21 protein-coding genes are annotated in these 18,689 nt (G+C 72.5%); 7 read left to right on the forward strand and 14 right to left on the reverse strand.

All coding sequences use genetic code 11. The features are described 5' to 3' along the window. Together ABZV00_RS36570 and ABZV00_RS36575 are read right to left on the reverse strand one after the other, a co-directional pair. Nucleotides 1-376, reverse strand: a 376-nt coding sequence (locus ABZV00_RS36570; RefSeq protein ID WP_355614866.1) for an IS607 family transposase, incomplete at its 3' end; no start/stop codon positions are given. A gap of 514 nt (nucleotides 377-890) precedes the next feature. Beyond that, a complete protein-coding gene (locus ABZV00_RS36575) occupies nucleotides 891-1,949 on the reverse strand; it encodes an aldo/keto reductase (RefSeq protein ID WP_355614868.1) in 1,059 nt (352 codons plus the stop codon). Nucleotides 1,950-2,047: 98 nt separating this feature from the next. Between ABZV00_RS36575 and ABZV00_RS36580 the strand changes: the two genes are divergently transcribed. Beyond that, complete coding sequence (locus ABZV00_RS36580; RefSeq protein WP_355614870.1) at nucleotides 2,048-2,530, forward strand: hypothetical protein; 483 nt, start codon at nucleotides 2,048-2,050, stop codon at nucleotides 2,528-2,530. 37 nt (nucleotides 2,531-2,567) lie between these two features. Here ABZV00_RS36580 and ABZV00_RS36585 read toward each other — a convergent pair whose 3' ends face one another. Further along, nucleotides 2,568-3,080, reverse strand: coding sequence for an HIT domain-containing protein (locus ABZV00_RS36585; RefSeq protein ID WP_355614909.1), 513 nt, complete (start codon nucleotides 3,078-3,080; stop codon nucleotides 2,568-2,570). Between the two features lie 177 nt (nucleotides 3,081-3,257). Here ABZV00_RS36585 and ABZV00_RS36590 point away from each other — a divergent pair, with 177 nt between their 5' ends. Further along, on the forward strand, nucleotides 3,258-3,986 hold the full coding sequence (locus tag ABZV00_RS36590) for a D-Ala-D-Ala carboxypeptidase family metallohydrolase (RefSeq protein WP_355614873.1): 729 nt from the start codon (nucleotides 3,258-3,260) through the stop codon (nucleotides 3,984-3,986). 114 nt (nucleotides 3,987-4,100) lie between these two features. On the opposite strand, the gene thrS is transcribed toward ABZV00_RS36590, so the two are convergent. Next, the gene (gene thrS / locus ABZV00_RS36595; RefSeq protein WP_328425920.1) at nucleotides 4,101-6,110 is read right to left on the reverse strand and encodes a threonine--tRNA ligase; all 2,010 of its coding nucleotides are present in this window, start codon (nucleotides 6,108-6,110) and stop codon (nucleotides 4,101-4,103) included. Nucleotides 6,111-6,329: 219 nt separating this feature from the next. On the opposite strand from thrS, the gene ABZV00_RS36600 reads away from it, so the two are divergent. Continuing rightward, nucleotides 6,330-7,283 carry a DUF1775 domain-containing protein gene (locus tag ABZV00_RS36600; RefSeq protein ID WP_355614876.1) on the forward strand — a complete coding sequence of 318 codons (954 nt, stop codon included), beginning with the start codon at nucleotides 6,330-6,332 and terminating at the stop codon, nucleotides 7,281-7,283. Between the two features lie 34 nt (nucleotides 7,284-7,317). Here ABZV00_RS36600 and ABZV00_RS36605 read toward each other — a convergent pair whose 3' ends face one another. Next, nucleotides 7,318-8,238: an ADP-ribosylglycohydrolase family protein gene (locus ABZV00_RS36605; protein ID WP_328425916.1), complete on the reverse strand. Its 921-nt coding sequence runs from the start codon at nucleotides 8,236-8,238 to the stop codon at nucleotides 7,318-7,320. A gap of 73 nt (nucleotides 8,239-8,311) precedes the next feature. Between ABZV00_RS36605 and ABZV00_RS36610 the strand changes: the two genes are divergently transcribed. Both ABZV00_RS36610 and ABZV00_RS36615 read left to right on the forward strand, forming a co-directional pair. Next, nucleotides 8,312-9,001, forward strand: coding sequence for a response regulator transcription factor (locus ABZV00_RS36610; RefSeq protein ID WP_328425914.1), 690 nt, complete (start codon nucleotides 8,312-8,314; stop codon nucleotides 8,999-9,001). A 14-nt stretch (nucleotides 9,002-9,015) separates the two neighbouring features. Then, the gene (locus ABZV00_RS36615) at nucleotides 9,016-10,431 is read left to right on the forward strand and encodes a HAMP domain-containing sensor histidine kinase (RefSeq protein ID WP_355614880.1); all 1,416 of its coding nucleotides are present in this window, start codon (nucleotides 9,016-9,018) and stop codon (nucleotides 10,429-10,431) included. 248 nt (nucleotides 10,432-10,679) lie between these two features. Here the strand turns inward: ABZV00_RS36615 and ABZV00_RS36620 are convergent, their stop codons facing one another. Both ABZV00_RS36620 and ABZV00_RS36625 read right to left on the reverse strand, forming a co-directional pair. Beyond that, nucleotides 10,680-11,705: an adenosine deaminase gene (locus ABZV00_RS36620; RefSeq protein ID WP_355614883.1), complete on the reverse strand. Its 1,026-nt coding sequence runs from the start codon at nucleotides 11,703-11,705 to the stop codon at nucleotides 10,680-10,682. Further along, nucleotides 11,702-12,496 (reverse strand): trans-aconitate 2-methyltransferase, encoded by a 795-nt coding sequence (locus tag ABZV00_RS36625; protein ID WP_355614886.1) that lies wholly within the window; start codon nucleotides 12,494-12,496, stop codon nucleotides 11,702-11,704. Before ABZV00_RS36625 ends, ABZV00_RS36620 begins: the two co-directional genes overlap by 4 nt. Nucleotides 12,497-12,579: 83 nt before the next feature. Here ABZV00_RS36625 and ABZV00_RS36630 point away from each other — a divergent pair, with 83 nt between their 5' ends. Both ABZV00_RS36630 and ABZV00_RS36635 read left to right on the forward strand, forming a co-directional pair. After that, a complete protein-coding gene (locus ABZV00_RS36630) occupies nucleotides 12,580-13,563 on the forward strand; it encodes an aldo/keto reductase (protein WP_355614889.1) in 984 nt (327 codons plus the stop codon). Nucleotides 13,564-13,657: 94 nt separating this feature from the next. Further along, nucleotides 13,658-13,852, forward strand: a complete 195-nt coding sequence (locus tag ABZV00_RS36635; RefSeq protein WP_328425905.1) for a hypothetical protein — start codon at nucleotides 13,658-13,660, stop codon at nucleotides 13,850-13,852. A gap of 150 nt (nucleotides 13,853-14,002) precedes the next feature. Here the strand turns inward: ABZV00_RS36635 and ABZV00_RS36640 are convergent, their stop codons facing one another. The 7 genes from ABZV00_RS36640 to ABZV00_RS36670 form a co-directional block, all read right to left on the reverse strand. Next, nucleotides 14,003-14,206, reverse strand: a complete 204-nt coding sequence (locus ABZV00_RS36640; protein ID WP_007458127.1) for a cold-shock protein — start codon at nucleotides 14,204-14,206, stop codon at nucleotides 14,003-14,005. Nucleotides 14,207-14,495: 289 nt separating this feature from the next. After that, nucleotides 14,496-14,768 (reverse strand): DUF4235 domain-containing protein, encoded by a 273-nt coding sequence (locus ABZV00_RS36645; protein WP_355614894.1) that lies wholly within the window; start codon nucleotides 14,766-14,768, stop codon nucleotides 14,496-14,498. After that, on the reverse strand, nucleotides 14,765-15,139 hold the full coding sequence (locus tag ABZV00_RS36650; protein WP_355614897.1) for a DUF3618 domain-containing protein: 375 nt from the start codon (nucleotides 15,137-15,139) through the stop codon (nucleotides 14,765-14,767). Before ABZV00_RS36650 ends, ABZV00_RS36645 begins: the two co-directional genes overlap by 4 nt. Beyond that, nucleotides 15,136-15,570: a phage holin family protein gene (locus tag ABZV00_RS36655; protein WP_355614900.1), complete on the reverse strand. Its 435-nt coding sequence runs from the start codon at nucleotides 15,568-15,570 to the stop codon at nucleotides 15,136-15,138. The genes ABZV00_RS36650 and ABZV00_RS36655 overlap by 4 nt, the downstream gene beginning before the upstream one ends. 332 nt (nucleotides 15,571-15,902) lie before the next feature. Next, on the reverse strand, nucleotides 15,903-17,099 hold the full coding sequence (locus tag ABZV00_RS36660; protein WP_355614903.1) for a mechanosensitive ion channel domain-containing protein: 1,197 nt from the start codon (nucleotides 17,097-17,099) through the stop codon (nucleotides 15,903-15,905). 82 nt (nucleotides 17,100-17,181) lie between these two features. Next, entirely contained in the window at nucleotides 17,182-18,003 is an 822-nt protein-coding gene (locus ABZV00_RS36665; protein WP_355614906.1) for a DUF1206 domain-containing protein, read from the reverse strand. A 59-nt stretch (nucleotides 18,004-18,062) separates the two neighbouring features. Next, nucleotides 18,063-18,428, reverse strand: a complete 366-nt coding sequence (locus tag ABZV00_RS36670) for a hypothetical protein (protein ID WP_328425890.1) — start codon at nucleotides 18,426-18,428, stop codon at nucleotides 18,063-18,065. Between the last annotated feature and the right edge of the window lie 261 nt (nucleotides 18,429-18,689).

Raw genomic sequence — 18,689 nt, forward strand, 5'->3', positions numbered from 1 at the left:
CGAACCGGGCGAACCGGTCCCGGTGCTCGACCACGATCGTCGTCACGGACGGGTCGCGCAGCAGCCCGAGGAACTTCTTACCTCGGCCGTTCAAGACGGAGCCGACCTCGGCCACCACGCTGGAGACGACCATGTTCCGCCCGGTGACCCAGGCGGCCACCCGGGCAACCTGCCGGTCAAGGTCGGCTCGCTGATCGACCGACGACACCCGGGCATAGACAACCACCTGGCCCTGGGCGTCGACACTGACAACGTCCACCATGATCGTTCCCGACGGAAGACGCCGAGCGGGCACCGGCAAGGTTCCCTCGCGGAACCATCGGTACGCGGTCTGTGGGTGCACCCCGTTGCGGCGCGCCCACTCAGCAAGCTTCACGAGACCGACACTAACACTCACATATTCGCATGCCTGATCACAGAATCGGAAACTGCCAACAACCCCGCGCCCGCCCCGCCCCGCCCACCGCAACTCCATGATTGGGTGGAGCGGCCGGCAGGGGCGGGTGGGCTTCACCATGCTTTGGCCCTGTCGAGCTGCCCCAGATTTGGGGCAGAGCTGCCTACGCGCACGGAGACCCTGACGGAAGCACCACCCCGGACTTCGGGGCAGAGCTCCCGGCGCGCACAGAGACCCTGACGGAGGCGCTGCCCCAGATCTGGGGCAGCTCGACAGCGAACAGCACGGGCAACAGTGCGAGCGCATGCCCGGGTCAAGGGTCCGTGGTGGGGTCAGTAGGACGAGCCGACAGCGAACAGCACCAGCACCAGCACCAGCACCAGCACCAGCACCAGCACCAGTGCGAGCGCATGCCCGGGTCAAAGGTGCATTGTGGGGTCGGTAGGACGAGTCGACAGCGGACAGCACCGGCGACGGGGGGCGGGTGCCCGGGTCAGGGGTGCGTGGTGGGGTGGGTGGGGCGGGGCCAGTGGGGGCGGTCGGCGTCCCGGAGGGCGGCGGTACGTAGGGCGGCCAACTGGCGCTCCACCTCGGCGAACTGGTCCGGCGGCAGTAGACCCAGGTGCAGCGCGGCGGCGTTCTCCTCGACCTGGGCGACGGTACGGCAGCCGGGGATCGGAATGGTGCGCCCACTGCGGGCCCAGATCCAGCCCAGCGCCCCCTGCGTCAGGGTGCGCCCGTCGGCGGTGAGCGCGGCGCGGACCGCCCCGACCCGGCGCAGCCACTCCGGTGCCGGCCGGCCACCGCGGAACCACTCCAGCCAGCCCGGGGTCAGCCCGCGTACGTCGTCGCGGGGCAGCGTCGAGGCGGCCGAGTACTTGCCGGTGAGCAGCCCCATCCCCAGCGGGCCCCGGTTGACGCTGGCCAGGTCGTACTTGTCGCAGACGGCGAGCAGTTCGGGGGCGTCGCGCAGCACCGACAGGGTGTGCTGCACGGCGGTGGCACCGGCGGCGGCGTGCCCGAACGCGGTGGCCCGGTCGGGGCGGTCGGTGCTCCACCCGTACGCCCGGATGAGGCCTTCGGTCACCAGGTCCTCGCAGGTGCCGATCAGGGCTTCCGCCCGGGGCACCGGCAGGTCGGCCAGGTGCAGTTGGTAGAGGTCGATCCGGTCGGTGCCCAGCCGGCGCAGCGAGTCGGTCACCGCCCGCCGCAGGTATGCCGGCGACGCGTCCTCCCCGGTTGCCTGCCGGCTCGCCTCGTCGAAGGTGTAGCCCCATTTGGTGGCGATCACGGCCTCGTCGCGTCGGCCGGCGAGCGCCCGGCCGAGCACCCGCTCCCCGTGCCCGGCGCCGTAGGTGTCGGCGGTGTCGAAGAGGGTGACGCCCAGGTCGAGCGCCCGGCGTACCGCTCGGGCCGACTCGTCGTCGTCGACCGCGCCCCAGCCCAGCGGCTGGGTGCCCTCCGCCCAGGGGCCGCCGATCGCCCAGCACCCCATGCCGAGGGCGCTGACCTCGATGCCGCTGCGCCCCAACGTCCGTGTCGTGACTGCCATCGAACGATCGTGCCACCTCCACCAGCGCGGGGCGTAGCACTTCCCGAGCCGGGGACGCCGGGGCGCGGCGTCCGCTGCGGTGCGGCATGATCGGCCCCATGCGGCGGTTGGGTGTGGACATCGGCGGCGTGATCATCGAGCCGGCCGACGAGGACGCCGACACGTCCTTCTTCGGCGAGCACTACCTGCGTACCCCCAGCGTCGACGGGGCTTTCGACGCGCTCGGCGCGCTCGGTCCGGCGTTCGACGAGGTGCACCTGGTCTCCAAGTGCGGCGAGTCCACCGAGCGGCGGACCCGGGAGTGGCTGGCCCACCACGATTTCCCGGCCCGCACCGGCATCCCCGTCGAGCGGGTGCACTTCTGCCGGACCCGGCCGGCCAAGGCGCCGATCGCCCGGCGGCTCGGGCTGACCCACTTCGTGGACGACAAGCTGGAGGTGCTCGGCTACCTCGACTCGGTGCCGCACCGCTACCTGTTCCGACCCCGCCCGGTGGAGGTGGCCGCGCACGCCGCGCTGCTGCCCGGCGTACACCGGGTGCAGAGCTGGCCGGAGCTGACCGCCGTGCTGCGCGCCGGCTGACCGCGCCGGGGCGCAGGCCGCGTGGCGGCCCGGCGGGTCAGGACGGCCAGGCGCGGGCGATCAGGTCGCGGGTGTCGCCGAGCAGTTGCGGCAGGACCTTGGTCCGGCCGATCACCGGCATGAAGTTGGCGTCGCCGCCCCAGCGCGGCACGACGTGCTGGTGCAGGTGCGCGGCGATGCCGGCGCCGGCCACCCCGCCCTGGTTCATCCCCAGGTTGAAGCCGTGCGCGTTGCTCACCTTGCGGATCACCCGCATCGCGGTCTGGGTGTACGACGCCAGCTCGATGGTCTCCGCGACGTCGAGCTCGGTGTAGTCGGCGACGTGCCGGTACGGGCAGACCAGCAGGTGCCCCGGGTTGTACGGGTAGAGGTTGAGCACCGCGAACACGTGCTCGCCGCGGGCCACCACGAGGCTCTCCTCGGGCGGCAGCCCGGGGCCCCGGCAGAACGGGCAGCCGGTGGGCTTCTCGTAGCCCTCGGCCGGGCGGTCCTCGCCGGAGATGTAGGTCATCCGGTGCGGCGTCCAGAGCCGCTCCAGGCCGTCCGCCATGCCGCCGATGTCCGTGTGCCGTTCCGCCCCTGTCACGAGCCGATCCTACGGAGCCGCCCGGGACGGCTGCGACACCCGCCGCTGGGAAACTCCATTGCTGGAAGTTATTGACGGATCGAGACCTAGATCTGAAGATTCCATGCATCCAGATACTTCCATGTACTGATGGAGGGTTTCATGATCCGACGGCTCGGCAGGTTCCTCGCGGCACTTGCGCTGACCGCCGCCACCACAGTGGCCGGCATCACCGTCTCCGCCGGCCCGGCGCACGCCGACGGCTGCTACACCTGGGGTCGCGCCCTGTCCCAGGGGATGACCGGCGAGGACGTCCGGCAACTCCAGATCCGGGTCGCCGGCTACCCCGGCTACGGCGCCGTGCTCACCCTCGACGGCTCGTACGGTCCGGCCACCCGGTCCGCGGTGATCCGCTTCCAGCAGGCGTACGGGCTGAGCGCGGACGGCGTCGCCGGCCCGCAGACCTTCAACCGGCTGTACGCACTCCAGGATGACGACTGCACCCCGGTCAACTTCAGCTATGCCGAGCTGAACAAATGCAACAGCACCTGGGCCGGCGGCGCGGTCTCGGCGAGCACCGCGCGGTTCAACGCGCTCGTCTCGATGTGGAAGCTCCAGGCCCTGCGGCACGCCCTCGGGGACGTGTCCATCGCGATCAGCAGCAGCTTCCGCAGCTATGCCTGCAACAGCGCGGTCGGCGGGGCGTCGAACAGCCGGCACCTGTATGGCGACGGGGTGGACCTGGTCGGGTCCCCGTCGTTCTGCCGGCTGGCCCAGCAGGCCCGCTACCACGGCTTCGGGCAGATCCTCGGCCCCGGCTACCCGGACCACAACGACCACACCCACGTGGCGGCGGTCGGCGGCTGGTCGGCGCCGAACTGCGGCATCTGACACCTGGGCGTCCGCCCATGATCGTGCTCGATCCATGAAGTAGTGGCCTCCCCGCGTCGGGGAGGCCACTACTTCCGTGTTCGAGCGCGATCATGGGCGATCGCGACCGGCCCGCTACTCCGCGGCGGCGGAGGGGCCGATGTTCGTACGGGACGTCACCACGTCGAGGACGTGCGACACCGCCTCGGCGATCGGCACCCCGTTGCGCTGGGAGCCGTCGCGGTAACGGAAGGAGACCGTGCCGGCGGCCACGTCATCGTCGCCGGCGATCACCATGAACGGGATCTTCTGCTGCTGGGCGGTACGGATCTTCTTCTGCATCCGGTCGTCACCCGCGTCGACCTGCGCCCGGATCCCCTCGGCCCGCAGCGCCGCGACGAAGCCGTGCAGGTAGTCGGTGTGGTCCTCGCGGATCGGGATGCCGACCACCTGCACCGGGGCCAGCCAGGCCGGGAACGCCCCCGCATAGTGCTCGGTCAGCACCCCGAAGAACCGCTCGATCGAGCCGAACAGCGCCCGGTGGATCATGACGGGTCGCTGCCGGGTTCCGTCGGCGGCCTGGTACTCCAGCTCGAACCGCTCCGGCTGGTTGAGGTCGACCTGGATGGTGGACATCTGCCAGGTCCGGCCGATCGCGTCCCGGGCCTGCACCGAGATCTTCGGACCGTAGAACGCCGCACCGCCCGGGTCGGGCACCAGCTCCAGGCCGGAGGTGGCGGCGGTGCTGCGCAGCGCCTCGGTCGCCTCCGCCCAGTCCTCGTCGCTGCCGATGAACTTGGGCGAGTCATCCCGGGTGGACAGCTCCAGGTAGAAGTCGTCCAGCCCGTAGTCGCGCAGCAGATCCAGCACGAAGCTGAGCAGCGTGGACAGCTCGCCGGCCATCTGCTCGCGGGTGCAGTAGATGTGCGAGTCGTCCTGGGTCAGGCCCCGGACCCGGGTCAGGCCGTGCACGACGCCGGACTTCTCGTACCGGTAGACCGTGCCGAACTCGAACAGCCGCAGCGGCAGCTCCCGGTACGACCGCCCGCGCGACCTGAAGATCAGGTTGTGCATCGGGCAGTTCATCGCCTTGAGGTAGTAGTCCGCGCCCTCCAGCTGCATGGGCGGGAACATCGTGTCCGCGTAGTACGGCAGGTGCCCGGAGGTGTGGAAGAGCTGCGCCTTGGTGATGTGCGGGGTGTTGACGAACTCGTACCCCGCCTCCTCGTGCCGCCGCCGCGAGTAGTGCTCCATCTCCCGGCGGATGATGCCGCCCTTGGGGTGGAAGACCGCCAGGCCGGAGCCGATCTCGTCGGGGAAGCTGAACAGGTCCAGGTCGGCACCGAGCTTGCGGTGGTCGCGCCGGGCGGCCTCCTCCAGCAGCTTCAGGTACGCCTTCAGCTCGTCGCGGGTCGGCCACGCGGTGCCGTACACCCGCTGGAGCTGCGGGTTCTTCTCCGACCCGCGCCAGTACGCGGCGGCGGAGCGCATCAGCTTGAACGCGCCGATCAGCCGGGTGTTCGGCAGGTGCGGGCCCCGGCACAGGTCCGACCAGCAGACCTTGTCCTCCTTGGCGTCGAGGTTGTCGTAGATCGTCAGCTCGCCGCCGCCGACCTCCATCACCTCGTCGGTGTCCAGGCCCTCGCCCTTGACCTCGATCAACTCCAGCTTGAAGGGCTCGTCGGCCAACTCGGCGCGGGCCTCGTCCAGGCTGCCGAAGCGGCGGCGGCGGAACCGCTGCCCGGACTTGACGATCTCCTGCATCCGCTTCTCGACCTTGCCGAGGTCGTCGGGCTGGAACGGCTTGTCGACGTCGAAGTCGTAGTAGAAGCCGTTCTCGATCGGCGGCCCGATGCCCAGTTTGGCCTCGGGGAAGATGTCCTGCACGGCCTGGGCGAGCACGTGCGCGGTGGAGTGGCGCAGCACGGTGAGCCCGTCGGGCGAATCCAGGCTGACCGGCTCGACGACGGTCTCCTCGGCCGGCGACCAGTCCAGGTCGCGCAGTCGACCCTCCGGGTCGCGGACCACGACGATCGCCTTGGGGCCGTTCGCGGGCAGTCCGGCCGCGGCCACCGCGTCGGCCGCCGTGGTCCCGGCGGCGACGACGACGGGGTCGGCCACGGCGGGGGTACGGGGTGCGGACACGGTGACTCCTCCAAGTGGTACGAAACGGTGCCGATCCTCGGCCCCTGCCGATGTTATCGGTCCACCCACCCGGGCCAAGGAAGGGCACCTTCTTAACGCCTGCGGTAGCCGAAGCCCCCTTCCGCTGCCGCAGGCGTTGAACCTTTTGGCGCTCGGAGCCGAACTAGGAGGTGTGGCCGGAACCGGTGCCGGTCGCGTCGACACGGATGGGGGCACGAGATGGCGAGCACGCACGGCGGTGGCCGTCGGCAGCGGATCGCGGCGGTGACCGCGCTGACCGCCGCCGGGCTGCTGCTCGGATGGCCCGGCACGGCGCACGCGGCGGACGTGACGACCACTCCGACCGAGGCCCGGCCGGGCGACGCGGTGCGGCTGGAGTTCACCGTGCCGGAGGAGCGCGCCGGCACCACGACCCGCCAGATCGAGGTCCGGTTGCCGGCCGACGCGCCGGTGGCCGAGGTCTACCCGATGTCGGTGACCGGCTGGGCTCCCCGGATCAGCTCCCGCACCCTGGACGAGCCGGTGGCCGGCATCCACTCCACCGGGGTGAGCACGGTGACCACCGGGGTGACCTGGATCCGGGTCGGCAAGGGCGAGCCCGGCCCGGCCCGGCTCGCGCTGTCCATGGGTCCGCTGCCGCAGGCCGAGCGGCTCACCTTCGAGGTGGTCCAGACGTACGCCGACGGCACGGTGGTCCGCTGGGCGGACGCCAGCGGCGCCCACCGGGCCCCGGTGCTCACCCTGCTGCCAGCGGCGGCCGGCGCGGCCGGCCCCGTCGGGCACGGCGGGCACGGCGCCCCGGCGGCCGGCGCGGGGGCCAACCCCGGCGTCGACGCGGAGCCGGCGGCGGACGGCGCGGGCGAGGAGTCGGGCAGCGCCGACGGGATGCTGGCCGCCGGGCTGCTGGCCGGGCTGGGCGGCGGCGCGGCGATCGGCTGGCTGGTCAGCCGGTGGCGCCGGCGCGACCCGGCCGAGCGCGCGGCGCTGGCCGAGGTGACCGGCGGAGCAGACGACACGGCCGCACCGGCCGACCCGACGCAGGCGGCACCGGGTACGGCGGGGCCCGATGCCGCAGCACCCGCCGACACCGAGCCCGCCACGACGGCGCCCGATGCCACAGCACCCGCCGGCGCGGAGCCCGCCACGGCCGGCACCCCGGTCCGCGCCGGCTGACCCGCCACCGCGTCCGGAGCCGCTCGGCTGAGTGTCAGGGCGCCCAGGTGGGTAGCGGCTCGCGAGCGGCCAGCCACGGCTCGGGCACCCCGCCGGGCGTTCCGACGCCGGTGTACGCGGCCACCACCGCCCCGACGATGGCGGATGTGGTGTCCACATCCCCGCCGGCCTGCACGCAGACCCGGATCGCCGTCGGGTAGTCGTCCAGGTGGGTGGCGGCCACCCAGAGCGTGAACCCGACGGTGTCCTGGGCGGTGACCCGGGAGCCGTTGCCGAGCGCCGCGACGACCCGGGGCAGTGGGCGGCCGAGCAGCCCAGCCGCCCGATTCACACTCCGGTGCACCTCGGTGCCCGAGTCGATCTGGGCGGCGATCCCGGCGAGCAGCCGCTCCGGGGCCGGTCGGTGCCCGTCGAGGCGGGCCCGCGCGGCCAGCGCGGCGGCGACCGCCACCGCGACCGCACCAGCGATCCCCTCCGGGTGCGCGTGGGTCACCTCGGCCGAGGCGCGGGCCTGCGCGGCGGCGCGGGTGGTCGAGTCGGCGAAGTACGCGCCCAGCGGGCCGACCCGCATCGCCGCCCCGTTGCCGCAGGAGCCCTGGCCGTCGAAGGCGGACGCGGCGGCCACCGGCCACGGGGTGCCGGTGCGGATCAGCCGCAGGATCAGCATCGCGCCCGAGCCGTAGCCCCGCCGTGTCGCGCAGCGCTCGGCGAACGCCAGCGCCAGTCGGTCCCGGTCGATGCCGCCGGACTCGGCCAGCTCGGCGAGGACCGAGCACGCCATCTCGGTGTCGTCGGTCCACTCCCAGGGCGCCGGCGGCAAGGGGCCGGCGGCGAGATCCGCCGGTTGCGACCCCGGCAGGAAGTACTGCGCGCCGAGCGCGTCGCCGGTCGAGAGGCCGGCGAGGCTGTCCCGGGCGAGCGCCAGGCGGGCGTCGGCGAACAGAGTGAAGGACATCGTCGTACCAGCTTGCCCCCTTGCCAGGTACGTGGCAACGCGATCAACTTGCCACGCCAAGTACGGTCTTGGGGTGGCCTCCGTGCTCCTGGTCGAAGATGATCACGTCGTACGCGGCGCGATGCTCCGTTCCCTCGCAGACCGGGGGCACGCCGTGCACGCCGTGGGCACCGCACTGGACGCCCTGCGCCGGGTCGCCGCGGAGACACCCGACCTGGTGGTGCTGGACCTCGGCCTGCCCGACCTGGACGGCTCGGACGCGCTGCGGATGCTGCGCGGCATCACCGACGTCCCGATCATCATCGCCACCGCCCGGGACGACGAGCAGTCGGTGGTCAAGCTGCTGCGCGCCGGCGCCGACGACTACATGGTCAAGCCGTTCACCGGCGCGCACCTGGACGCCCGGATCACCACCGTGCTGCGCCGCGCCGGGCGGGCCAGCCGGACCGTGCAGCCCGCGGTACACACCGTCAGTGGGCTGCGGGTGGACGTCGGCGAGCGCAGCGCGCTGCTCGACGGGGAGCCGCTGGCGCTGACCCGCAAGGAATTCGACCTGCTGGCGTATCTCGCCGCACGACCCGGGCGGGTAGTGTCCCGCCGGGAGCTCTTGGAGGAGGTATGGCGGCAGCCATCGGTCGGCGAGGATCAGACCATCGACGTTCACCTGTACTGGCTCCGCCGAAAGATGGGCGAGTCCGCGGCGAAGCCGCGCTACCTGCGCACCGTGCGGGGGGTCGGGTTCCGGTTGGTGGCTCCGGACTGAGGACCGCGCTGGCCATGCTCACGGCCGGCATGTGCAGCCTCGTCGCGCTCGCCTTCCTGATCCCGCTCGGGCTGAGCCTGCGCGAGCAGACCCGGGACGAGGCGATCGCCGACGCGGCCCGGCGCAGCGCGCTGGTGACCGGGGCGCTGGCGGTGAGCACCGATCCGGCGGTGGTCGAGCGGGCCGTGGTGGCCAGCGCCGAGGGCGCACCCACCCGGCCGGTCGTGCACGGGCTGGGGCTCGACGAGTCCGCCGGCCGTGCCAGCGACGCCGACCTGGACCGGGCGCGTACCGACCGACGCTCGCTGGACGTCGACGTCGACGGCGGGGTGGTCCGACTGGACCCGGTGGTCCTCGGCGACCGGACCGCCGTGGTCGAGGTGTTCGTGCCCGACTCGGAGCTGGGCGAGGGCGCCCGCGGCACCTGGCTGCTGCTGCTCGCGGTCGGCGCGGCGATGGCCGTTGCGGCGGTGCTGGTGGTCGACCGGGTCGCCGCCCGCGCGGTGGACTCGACCCGGGGTCTGGTGAAGGCCGCACTCTCGATCGGTGACGGCGACCTGGGGGTACGCGTGGAGCCGACCGGCCCCCGCGAGCTGGCTGAGGCCGGGTACGCCTTCAACCGGATGGCCGACCGGCTGGACGCTGCCCGCACCGACGAGCGGGAGCTGGTGGCCGACCTGTCGCACCGGCTGCGCACCCCGCTGACCGTGCTGCGGCTGGACGCGGAGGCATTGGAGTCCGACGACACCAGCGTGGGTTCGTTCTCCGAGGCGGAGCTGGACCGGCGGCGCGGCATCCGGCGGATCCGCCAGGCGATCGTCACCCTGGAGGGTGAGATCGACGTGCTGATCAAGACCACCCGCAAGTCGGTGGCGCACGAGGCCGGGCCGGCGATGTGTGACGTCAGCGAGGTCGTCCGGGACCGGATGGTGTTCTGGGCGGCGTTGGCCGGCGACCAGAACCGGCCGCAACGGGTGAACGGCGCGCAGCTGCGCATCCCGGCGCCGGTGCCCCGCGCCGAGTTGGCCGCCGCGCTGGACGCGGTGATCGGCAACGTCTTCCGCTACACCCCGCAAGGCACGGCGTTCGAGGTGGCGGTGTCCCGCCGGGACGGCTATGTGGCGATCCGGATCGACGACGCCGGCCCCGGCATCGCCGACCCGGACCGGGCGCTGCGCCGGGGGACCAGCGACCAGGGCTCGACCGGGCTCGGCCTGGACATCGCCAAGCGGGTGGCGTTGCAGGCCAACGGGTCGGTGAGCATCGACCGGGCCCGGCTGGGCGGAGCCAGCGTGGTGATGCTGCTCGCCGACCCGGAGGCCACACCCCGGCAGGTCAGCCGGTTCGGCCTGGTCGGCCGGATGGCTCGGGACGCCCGGGACCAGAAGACCGGCCGTCGCTGGCCCCGGCAGCGCCCCACCGACAGCTGACCGGGCCGCCGGCCGGCCGGCGCGAACCGGCTGTCCGGGGCCGACTGTGCGCCGGCGCAAGTCTTCCTTAGATCGCGGTTAACGACCGTGGTCCAACGGCTGCGGGCTGTCAGGATCGAGGCACGAACCCACCAGTTCCACCGGCCGGCGCACCGTGTGCACCCACCGGCCGGTGGAGCCGCGCGCGCGGCGGGAGTCAGGTCCCCCCACACCCAAGCTCCCGCCGCGCGCCCTGCTCACCGACCGGCTCAGCCGGCGGCGGTGGCGAGGTGGGCGTCGATCTCGGCGATGATCCGCTGCTTCCCGGCCGGGTCCAGGAAGGACGCGGTCACCGCGTTGCGGGCCAGCCCTGCCAGCCCCTGCGGGCCCGCCCCGAGCAGTCGGGCCGCCACCGCGTACTCGTCGTTGAGGGTGGTGCCGAACATCGGCGGGTCGTCGGAGTTGATGGTGACCAGCAGCCCGGCTTCGACCAGCTGCGGCAGCGGGTGCTCGTCGAGGTTGGCCACCGCCCGGGTCCGCACGTTGGACGTCGGGCAGATCTCCAGCCCGATCTGCCGCTCGGCCAGGTACGCGAGCAGCTCCGGGTCCTGCGCGGCGGAGATGCCGTGCCCGATCCGCTCGGCGCCCAGCTCGTTCAGCGCGTCCCAGATCGTCTGCGGGCCGGTGGTCTCCCCGGCGTGTGGCACCGAGCGCAACCCGGCCGCCCGGGCCCGGTCGAAGTAGGGCCGGAACTGCGGCCGGGGTACGCCGATCTCCGGGCCGCCCAGGCCGAAGCTGATCAGCCCCTCCGGGCGCTCCTCCAGCGCGATGCGCAGCGTCTCCTCGGCCGCCGGCAGGCCGGCTTCACCCGGGATGTCGAAGCACCAGCGCAGGTCGAGGCCGAAGTCGACCGAGGCGCGCTTGCGGGCGTCCTCGATCGCCTCGCAGAACGCCGGCGCGGGGATGCCCCGGCGCACGTGCGAGTACGGGGTGATGGTCAGCTCCGCGTACCGGACCTGCTGGCGGGCCAGCTCCCGGGCCACCTCGTGGGTGAGGATCCAGACGTCCTCCGGGTCGCGGATGAGGTCCACGACGCTCAGGTAGACCTCGATGAAGTGCGCGAAGTCGCGGAACTCGAAGTAGTCGGCGAGCGCCGCCGGGTCGGCCGGGACCGGGGTGCGTCCCTCGTGCCGGGCGGCCAGCTCGGCGACGATCCGGGGGGAGGCGGAGCCGACGTGGTGTACGTGCAGCTCCACCTTGGGCAGGCCGGCGATGAAGGTGGACAGGTCGGTCACGGATTCTCCTCGGCAGGGTCGCCGGTACGGGCAACGACGAAGACGCGGCGGAACGGGAAGTACACCTGACCCTGCCGCGGCGGGTAGACGGCGGCGAGGCGTACCCCCAGCTCGGCCCGGAAGGCGGACCAGCCGGCGGCGTCGAGGGCCGCCCGGACCGGGCGCAGCGCGGTGCCCTCCATCCAGGCCAGCACCGGGTGGTCGGCGTCGGGCCGGGCCGGTAGCAGGTGCACGTAGGTAGTCTCCCAGGCGTCCACCGCGCAGCCGGCACCGGTCAGCAGCGCCGCGTAGTCGGCCGGGTCGTCGACCGGGTCGGCGCGCAGCAGCGGGGCCAGCTCGGCGCGCCAGGCCGGCCGGTCGGCGACCTCGCGCAGCGCCCGGTGTGATCCGGCGGCGAAGTTGCCCGGGACCTGCATGGCGAGCCAGGCGCCGGCGGGTAGCTCGGTGGCCCAGCGCCGCAGCAGCTCCTGGTGGCCGGGGACCCACTGGAGCACGGCGTTGGTCACCACCACGTCCTCGTCGCCGGCCGGCCGCCAGTCCCGCACGTCGGCGACGGCGAAGTCGACCGGGGCGTCCAGGGCGGCGGCGCGGTCGATCATCTCCGGCGAGGAGTCGAGACCGATCACCCGGCTTGCCGGCCAGCGCTCGGCGAGGGTGGCGGTGAGGTGGCCGGGGCCGCAGCCGAGGTCGACCACCGTCCGGGGCCGCTCGGCCGGGATCCGGGCGACCAGGTCGTGGAACGGCCGGGACCGCTCGTCGCCGTAGCGCAGGTACGTCGCCGGATCCCACATCGTCGCCTCCCAAACCGTACGTCCGTCTTATTTACCGTACGGCTCGCCTGGCAGCTCGGCAACCCGATCACTAGGCTCGGGGAATGGAACAGCGCAGCTTCAACCGGCTCGGCCGGACCGTCGGGGTGGTCGGCCTGGGTGCCTGGCAGCTCGGCGCCGACTGGGGCACCGTCAGCGAGGACGACGCGATGGCGGTGCTGGCCGCCGCCGTGGACGCCGGGGTCACCTTCCTCGACACCGCCGACGTGTACGGCGACGGCCGCAGCGAGCAGCTGATCGGTCGCTTCCTGCGCTCCCGTCCCGACGCCGGGCTGACCGTGGCCACCAAGATGGGCCGCCGGGTCGAGCAGCGTCCGGAGGCGTACACCCTGGCCAACTTCCGGCAGTGGACCGACCGGTCCCGGGCCAACCTGGGGATGGACACCCTGGACCTGGTCCAGCTGCACTGCCCGCCCACCGCCGTCTTCGCCGACGACGCGGTCTTCGACGCCCTGGACACCCTCGTCGCCGAAAAGGCCATCGCCGGGTACGGGGTCAGCGTGGAGACCTGCGACCAGGCGCTCACCGCGATCGCCCGGCCCGGGGTGGCCAGCGTCCAGATCATCCTCAACGCGGTGCGGCACAAGCCGCTGGAGCGGGTGCTGCCGGCCGCCGCGGCGGCCGGGGTCGGCATCATCGCCCGGGTGCCACTGGCCAGCGGCCTGCTCTCCGGCCGGTACGACGAGCAGACCAAGTTCCCGGCCGACGACCACCGCAACTTCAACCGGCACGGCGCGGCGTTCGACGTCGGCGAGACGTTCTCCGGGGTCGACTTCGAGCGCGGGTTGGCCACCGTACGCCGAATGGCGCCGCTGGTCGACGCGGACCGCACGATGGCGCAGTTCGCGCTGCGCTGGGTGCTGGACCAGGCCGGCGTCACCGTGGTCATCCCCGGCGCACGCGACGCCGATCAGGCCCGGCGCAACGCGGCCGCGGCCGACCTGTCGCCGCTCTCGGCCGACCAACTGGCCGGGGTGCGCGAGGTCTACGACGAGCTGATCCGCCCACAGGTGCACGACCGGTGGTGACCCGCGCACCCGGGGTGCTCGCGCCGCACCGCCCGGCGGGTAATGCTGGGAGCCCGGGGCGGCCCGCCGCCCGGCCCTGCGGAGAGGGGACGCGATGAGGGGTTGGCTTGCGCTCACCCTCGGCCTGCTGGCGATCGTGGTCGGTGCGGTGTGGACGGTGCAGGGCCTCGGCTACGTCAACGGCAGCGTGATGACCGACGAGCGGATCTGGGTGGTGATCGGCCCGCTCGTGGCGCTGGCCGGGCTGGTGGTGCTCTGGCTCGGCCTGCGGTCCCGCCGCCGACGCTGACCAGCGACGCCCCCGGTCCACAGTGGCGCCGGGAGCGGGCCGACCGGTCCGGGGCACGTGGAAAGCCCCGCATTCCGAAAGGAATACGGGGCTACACAACGACCCCTGGCCGGATCGTCCCCACTGGCCGGCGGGGGCCGGCCACACTACTCAGAGGGGACGGACCTGCTCAGCCTGCGGGCCCTTCTGACCCTGAGCGATCTCGAACTCCACCCGCTGGTTCTCCTCCAGCGAACGGTAGCCGCTGGTCTGGATGGCCGAGAAGTGGACGAACACGTCAGCACCCCCGCCGTCGACGGTGATGAAGCCGAAGCCCTTGTCAGCGTTGAACCACTTCACGGTTCCCTGCGCCATGTGTATCTCCTTCTAAAAACTGGTGGCCGTGCACGCCGTACGGCCGATTGGCCGTTTCGAGCAGCGGCGCCTGAGGCGGCCCCCACGAAGGAGACTTCTCTCAACCCACGCCATCTCGCAGCAGCGTGGACCAGCAAATCACGGACCCAAAAAGTCTGTCACGACCTCTCCGACGAATTTCTCCGACATGTGACCTGACGGATGCCTGAGATCGCTGGGCGGCGTGCGATGCCGTGCGAAAGGCCCCCTACCCGTCGATGCAGGTAGGGGGCCGAAGTCGCTGCGCTGGTCAGTCCGGCCAGCGGCCGGTCATCCGGCGGACGCCGACCGCTCCGCCCCGGTCCACGGCGGCCCGGACCACCGCGAAGATGGCCCCCTGCAACGCCGCGGCGGCCAGGATCTCGCCCCAGCCGCGATCCTCGTCGGTCGCGACGGGCGCCTCACCGTCGCCCGCGGTGACCTTCCAGACCTGCCGGAAGATCGCGCCCGCCGCCGCACCGGCGGCGATACCCAACACCACGCCGACCGGCCGGTACGCGGCCCTGCCGATGCCCTTGCTCACCTACGCCTCCCCCGCACGATCATCAGCACCACCACGGTGGCCACCGCACCGGCGGCGATGGCCGCCCACGGCACCGGGTTGCGTCGTACCAACTCGCCCTTTTCGTGCGCCTGAGCGCGCACCCGCTCGCCCTTTTCGTGTGCCTGCGCCCGCGCGTCCTCGGCGCGGCGCACGGCCTGCCCGCGGACCCGGGCCACGGTCTGCGCCGCCTGCTCGCGGAGCCGCTCCCGCGCCTGCTCGGCGGACTCCTTCAGGCGCGCCTTGACGTCGGCCTTGGCGGCCAACGCCTCCATCGTCTCGCCCAACTCCACCCGGGTGCGACGGATCTCCTCGCGGAGCGCCTCTGTGTCGCCGGTCCCGTTGCCCGTCATGACCGTCCCCTGTCCTTCACCGCGGCGGTGACGGTGTCCATGTCGGCCCGGAGGCTGCGGACCGTGGCCGCGGGAACCGGCGGGACCGCACGGCTCACCTGCTTCTTGCCCACCAGGGCAAGGATGCCGGCCAGCAGGAAGGCAGCCACCGCCACGATCAGCGCGGCCGCCCAGGCGGGCAGCACCAGGTCGAGCAGCAGGATCGCCGTGGCGACCAGCGCGCCCAGGCCGAAGAACGCCAGCGCTCCGCCGCCGCCGAACAGGCCGATCCCGATGCCGGCGTGCTTGCCCTTCTGGGTCAACTCCGCCCGGGCCAGCGCCAGTTCGTCCCGCACCAGACGGGAGACCTGCTCGGTGGCCCGCTGCACCAATTCGGCGGTGGAGGGCTCGCTCCCGTTGTGGGATGTGCGGGCTTTCGCCACGTCAGCCATGCTGTCCTCCTTTCCTCATCACCGCGCTGTATGCCCGGAGTCGCCGCCCGTCAATCCTAAAGCGCGCCGACCCGGTCGCCGTTCCTGTTGTCCGGTTGCCACGCCGCCGACCTGGCGTCCGGCCGGCCCCGATCGCAGCAGAGACGTCCGGCAGCAGGTCCCCCACCTAAGCCCGACCAAACCTCCCGGACCAGACCACCCCCACCCCCACCTCTCCCCCACCCAGCCCCCGGCCCTCCGGCCCTCTGGCTCTCCGGCCGGTGATCATGAAGTTAGCGACGCGACACGCCGTCACGGCCGTCGACAACCTCATGATCACCGCGGACAAGGGGTTAGGGGCGGGGGGCGGGGGTTTCTTCGGGGCCGACGAAGGCTTCGCTGCGGGCGGCGCCGTCGTCGCTGCCGCCGAAGACGCGGGCGTCGTCGGGTACGTCGGTGTCGCCGGCCCGGCGCGCCGGGCGCCGTGGCTGCACCCACTGCCAGGGCAGGTTGCTGCTGGCGTCGCCCAACTCGGTGCGCATCCGGGGCATCGCGGTAGGGCGGTTGTCCCGGATCCAGGCCACCAGGTGTTCACGAACCAGGCAGCGCAGATCCCACAGGCTGCCCGCGTCGGCGGCGCTGACCAGCGCGCGCACCCGGACCGTCCCACCGGTGGCGTCGGTCACCTGCAACACGCAGACCCGCCCGTCCCACAGGTCGGTGCCCTCCACCAGCCGGCGCAGTTCCTCGCGCATGGCCTGCACCGGCACCGCCCAGTCCACGTCGAACTCGGCAGTGCCGAGCACTGCGGCCTCGGTCCGGGTCCAGTTCTGGAAGGGCTTGCTGGTGAAGTACGAGGTGGGCAGGATCAGTCGCCGGTCGTCCCAGATCTGCACCACCACGTAGCTGAGGGTCAGCTCCTCGATCCGGCCCCACTCCCCCTCGACGACCACCACGTCGTCCAGCCGGACCGCGTCGCTGAAGGCGAGTTGCAGGCCGGCGAAGACGTTGCCGAGCAGGCTCTGGGCGGCCAGCGCTGCCACCACACCGACCACACCGGCGGAGGTCAGCACGCCGGCGCCGATGCCGCGCACGCTCGGGAACGTCATCAGCATCACGCCGATGGCCAGGACGACGATCACCGCGATGGTCAACCGGCGCAGCATCACCACCTGGGTCCGTACCCGCCGGGCGTGCCGATTGTCCGGTACGTCGACCCGGAACCGGGCCAGCGCGGTGTCCTCCACGACCACCAGCAGCGAGGCGACCAGCCAGGCCGTGGCGGCGATGACGCCGAGGATGAGCAGGTGCAGCAGCAGTTGACGCCAGCCCTCACCGACCGCGTACCCGGTGCTGAGGTGGACGGCGAACTGCACGGCGAGCACCGTGGCCGCGACCTGGAAGGGGCGGTGGGAATGGTCGGTCAGTTCGGTCATCAGCAGCGACCGGCGGCCGAACCGCCGGATGGCCCGATGGACGACCTCGACCAGCAGCAGGGCGGCCGCCGCTGCGGCGAGCGCGGCGACGGCCGTTCCGAGGTAACTCTGCACGGGTGTGGTGCTCCCCTCCGGGCGCGCGACGGCGCTTCAGGCAAAAGCCCAATAGTGCCTGCGGTCTCCCGAATCGGCCAGTTCAGACCTTGCGGTACCGGGACTGGAGGAAGCAGTAGACGCCGAAGGCGGCGATGCCGAGGGCGACCAGGCTGAGCAGGAAGGTGCCGTAGGACTGCTCGCGCAGCGTGTGCAGCGCGGCGTCCAGGCCACGGGCCTTCTCCGGGTCGTAGTTCACCGCGGCCACGATCACCAGCAGGCCGGCGATGCCGTACGCGGTGCCCTTGGCGACGTACCCGGCGATGCCCAGCCGGCGGGCCAGCTTGCGGGTCCTCGGGCTCATCTCGCCGGTCTTCAGGTGCTTCTCGAACCGCTTGACGACTCCGTAGATCACCAGGCCGACACCGATCGCGGCGAGCACCAGCCCGGCCAGGCCGACCAGCCAGCGACCGCCACTGGAGGTCATCAGCTTGCCGGTCAACGCCTCCTGCTGGTCGGCGCTGTTCGACTCGGCGTCCTTGAAGACCTTGAACGCGGTCCAGGCGAAGTAGAGGTAGACGATGGCCCGACCGGTCGAGGCGAGCCGCTCAACGACGCGTTCCCTGCCCCGCTCGGCGCGGTGCCCGACCGCCGCCTCCAGCGCCTGCCAGATCGCCATCGCGAGCAGGCCCACCGCGGTGGCGATGACCAGGACCTTGCCCAGCGGCTGTGCGGAGAGCGTGCGCAGCGCGCCGGACTGGTCGCCGTCGTCGCTCGACGTGCCGAACGCGATCTGCAACGCCAGCCAGGCGAAGAGCAGGTGCACGATGCCGTAGCCGATGAAACCGGCCCGGGCGAGGAGTTCCAGCCACCGGCTGTCCGCCGTACGGGAGGCGGTGGCTTCGGCGCTACGGGTAAGTGACATGGCGCCACAATCTCCGATTCCGGAGATCCCCAAACGTCGGCCACCGCCGCCCGGCCGGATCAGTTGCCCGGGTTGCGCGAAACGCGAATCTTGACCTGCTGGTCGGTGACGCTGTCCAGGGTGACCGCGAAGCCCCCGGCCTCGGTGGCCTGCTGTCCGGTGGTCAGGGTGAGCTGCTCGCCGGCGACCTCGACGGTCACCTGGTCGTTCTCTGCGCCGACCAGCTTGGCCTCGACGCCCAGGATGTTGGCGCTCGCGTCGACACCCCGCTCGAAGGTGACCGTGCAGGCGTCCAGCCCGCAGTCTGTGGAGGCGCCCTGCGAGCTGCAGCCGGCGAGCACGGCGAGGCCGAGCGCGAGTCCGGCGAACAGGCCGGCGGCGCGGCGGGTGGGGGTCAACGGGATGGTGGCGGGTGGGTTCGTCACCCGGTCAAGGGTACGAGACGCCCGCGAGGCGGGTCTCCGACGTCGAGCCCGGACGTGCGGGCCTGGTCGGGGCACCGGCTAGTGCGGTGGCCGCTAACGTTCGCTGGGTTGGTGAGTGGTTGGGAAGTTGTCGTACCGGTGGTGTTGGGTTCGGTTTGTGCCTCGCCGTCGGGATTCCGCTGCGCCGCGGGTCGTGTATCGCACGGCTCGGGTTGGGTTGCGGGTGACGTCAGGGCAGCGGCGGCGGTGTTTCGGCTTGCT

The sequence above is a fragment of the Micromonospora sp. NPDC005173 genome (genome assembly GCF_040608515.1).
GTDB lineage: Bacteria > Actinomycetota > Actinomycetes > Mycobacteriales > Micromonosporaceae > Micromonospora.

What these genes read in the sequence shown, in the direction of transcription:
- ABZV00_RS36575 (WP_355614868.1), bottom strand. Translation starts at nt 1,949, where the DNA reads ATGGCAGTCACGACACGGACGTTGGGGCGCAGCGGCATCGAGGTCAGC.
- ABZV00_RS36580 (WP_355614870.1), top strand. Translation starts at nt 2,048, where the DNA reads ATGCGGCGGTTGGGTGTGGACATCGGCGGCGTGATCATCGAGCCGGCC.
- ABZV00_RS36585 (WP_355614909.1), bottom strand. Translation starts at nt 3,080, where the DNA reads ATGGCGGACGGCCTGGAGCGGCTCTGGACGCCGCACCGGATGACCTAC.
- ABZV00_RS36590 (WP_355614873.1), top strand. Translation starts at nt 3,258, where the DNA reads ATGATCCGACGGCTCGGCAGGTTCCTCGCGGCACTTGCGCTGACCGCC.
- ABZV00_RS36600 (WP_355614876.1), top strand. Translation starts at nt 6,330, where the DNA reads ATGGCGAGCACGCACGGCGGTGGCCGTCGGCAGCGGATCGCGGCGGTG.
- ABZV00_RS36605 (WP_328425916.1), bottom strand. Translation starts at nt 8,238, where the DNA reads ATGTCCTTCACTCTGTTCGCCGACGCCCGCCTGGCGCTCGCCCGGGAC.
- ABZV00_RS36615 (WP_355614880.1), top strand. Translation starts at nt 9,016, where the DNA reads ATGCTCACGGCCGGCATGTGCAGCCTCGTCGCGCTCGCCTTCCTGATC.
- ABZV00_RS36625 (WP_355614886.1), bottom strand. Translation starts at nt 12,496, where the DNA reads ATGTGGGATCCGGCGACGTACCTGCGCTACGGCGACGAGCGGTCCCGG.
- ABZV00_RS36630 (WP_355614889.1), top strand. Translation starts at nt 12,580, where the DNA reads ATGGAACAGCGCAGCTTCAACCGGCTCGGCCGGACCGTCGGGGTGGTC.
- ABZV00_RS36635 (WP_328425905.1), top strand. Translation starts at nt 13,658, where the DNA reads ATGAGGGGTTGGCTTGCGCTCACCCTCGGCCTGCTGGCGATCGTGGTC.
- ABZV00_RS36640 (WP_007458127.1), bottom strand. Translation starts at nt 14,206, where the DNA reads ATGGCGCAGGGAACCGTGAAGTGGTTCAACGCTGACAAGGGCTTCGGC.
- ABZV00_RS36650 (WP_355614897.1), bottom strand. Translation starts at nt 15,139, where the DNA reads ATGACGGGCAACGGGACCGGCGACACAGAGGCGCTCCGCGAGGAGATC.
- ABZV00_RS36655 (WP_355614900.1), bottom strand. Translation starts at nt 15,570, where the DNA reads ATGGCTGACGTGGCGAAAGCCCGCACATCCCACAACGGGAGCGAGCCC.
- ABZV00_RS36665 (WP_355614906.1), bottom strand. Translation starts at nt 18,003, where the DNA reads ATGTCACTTACCCGTAGCGCCGAAGCCACCGCCTCCCGTACGGCGGAC.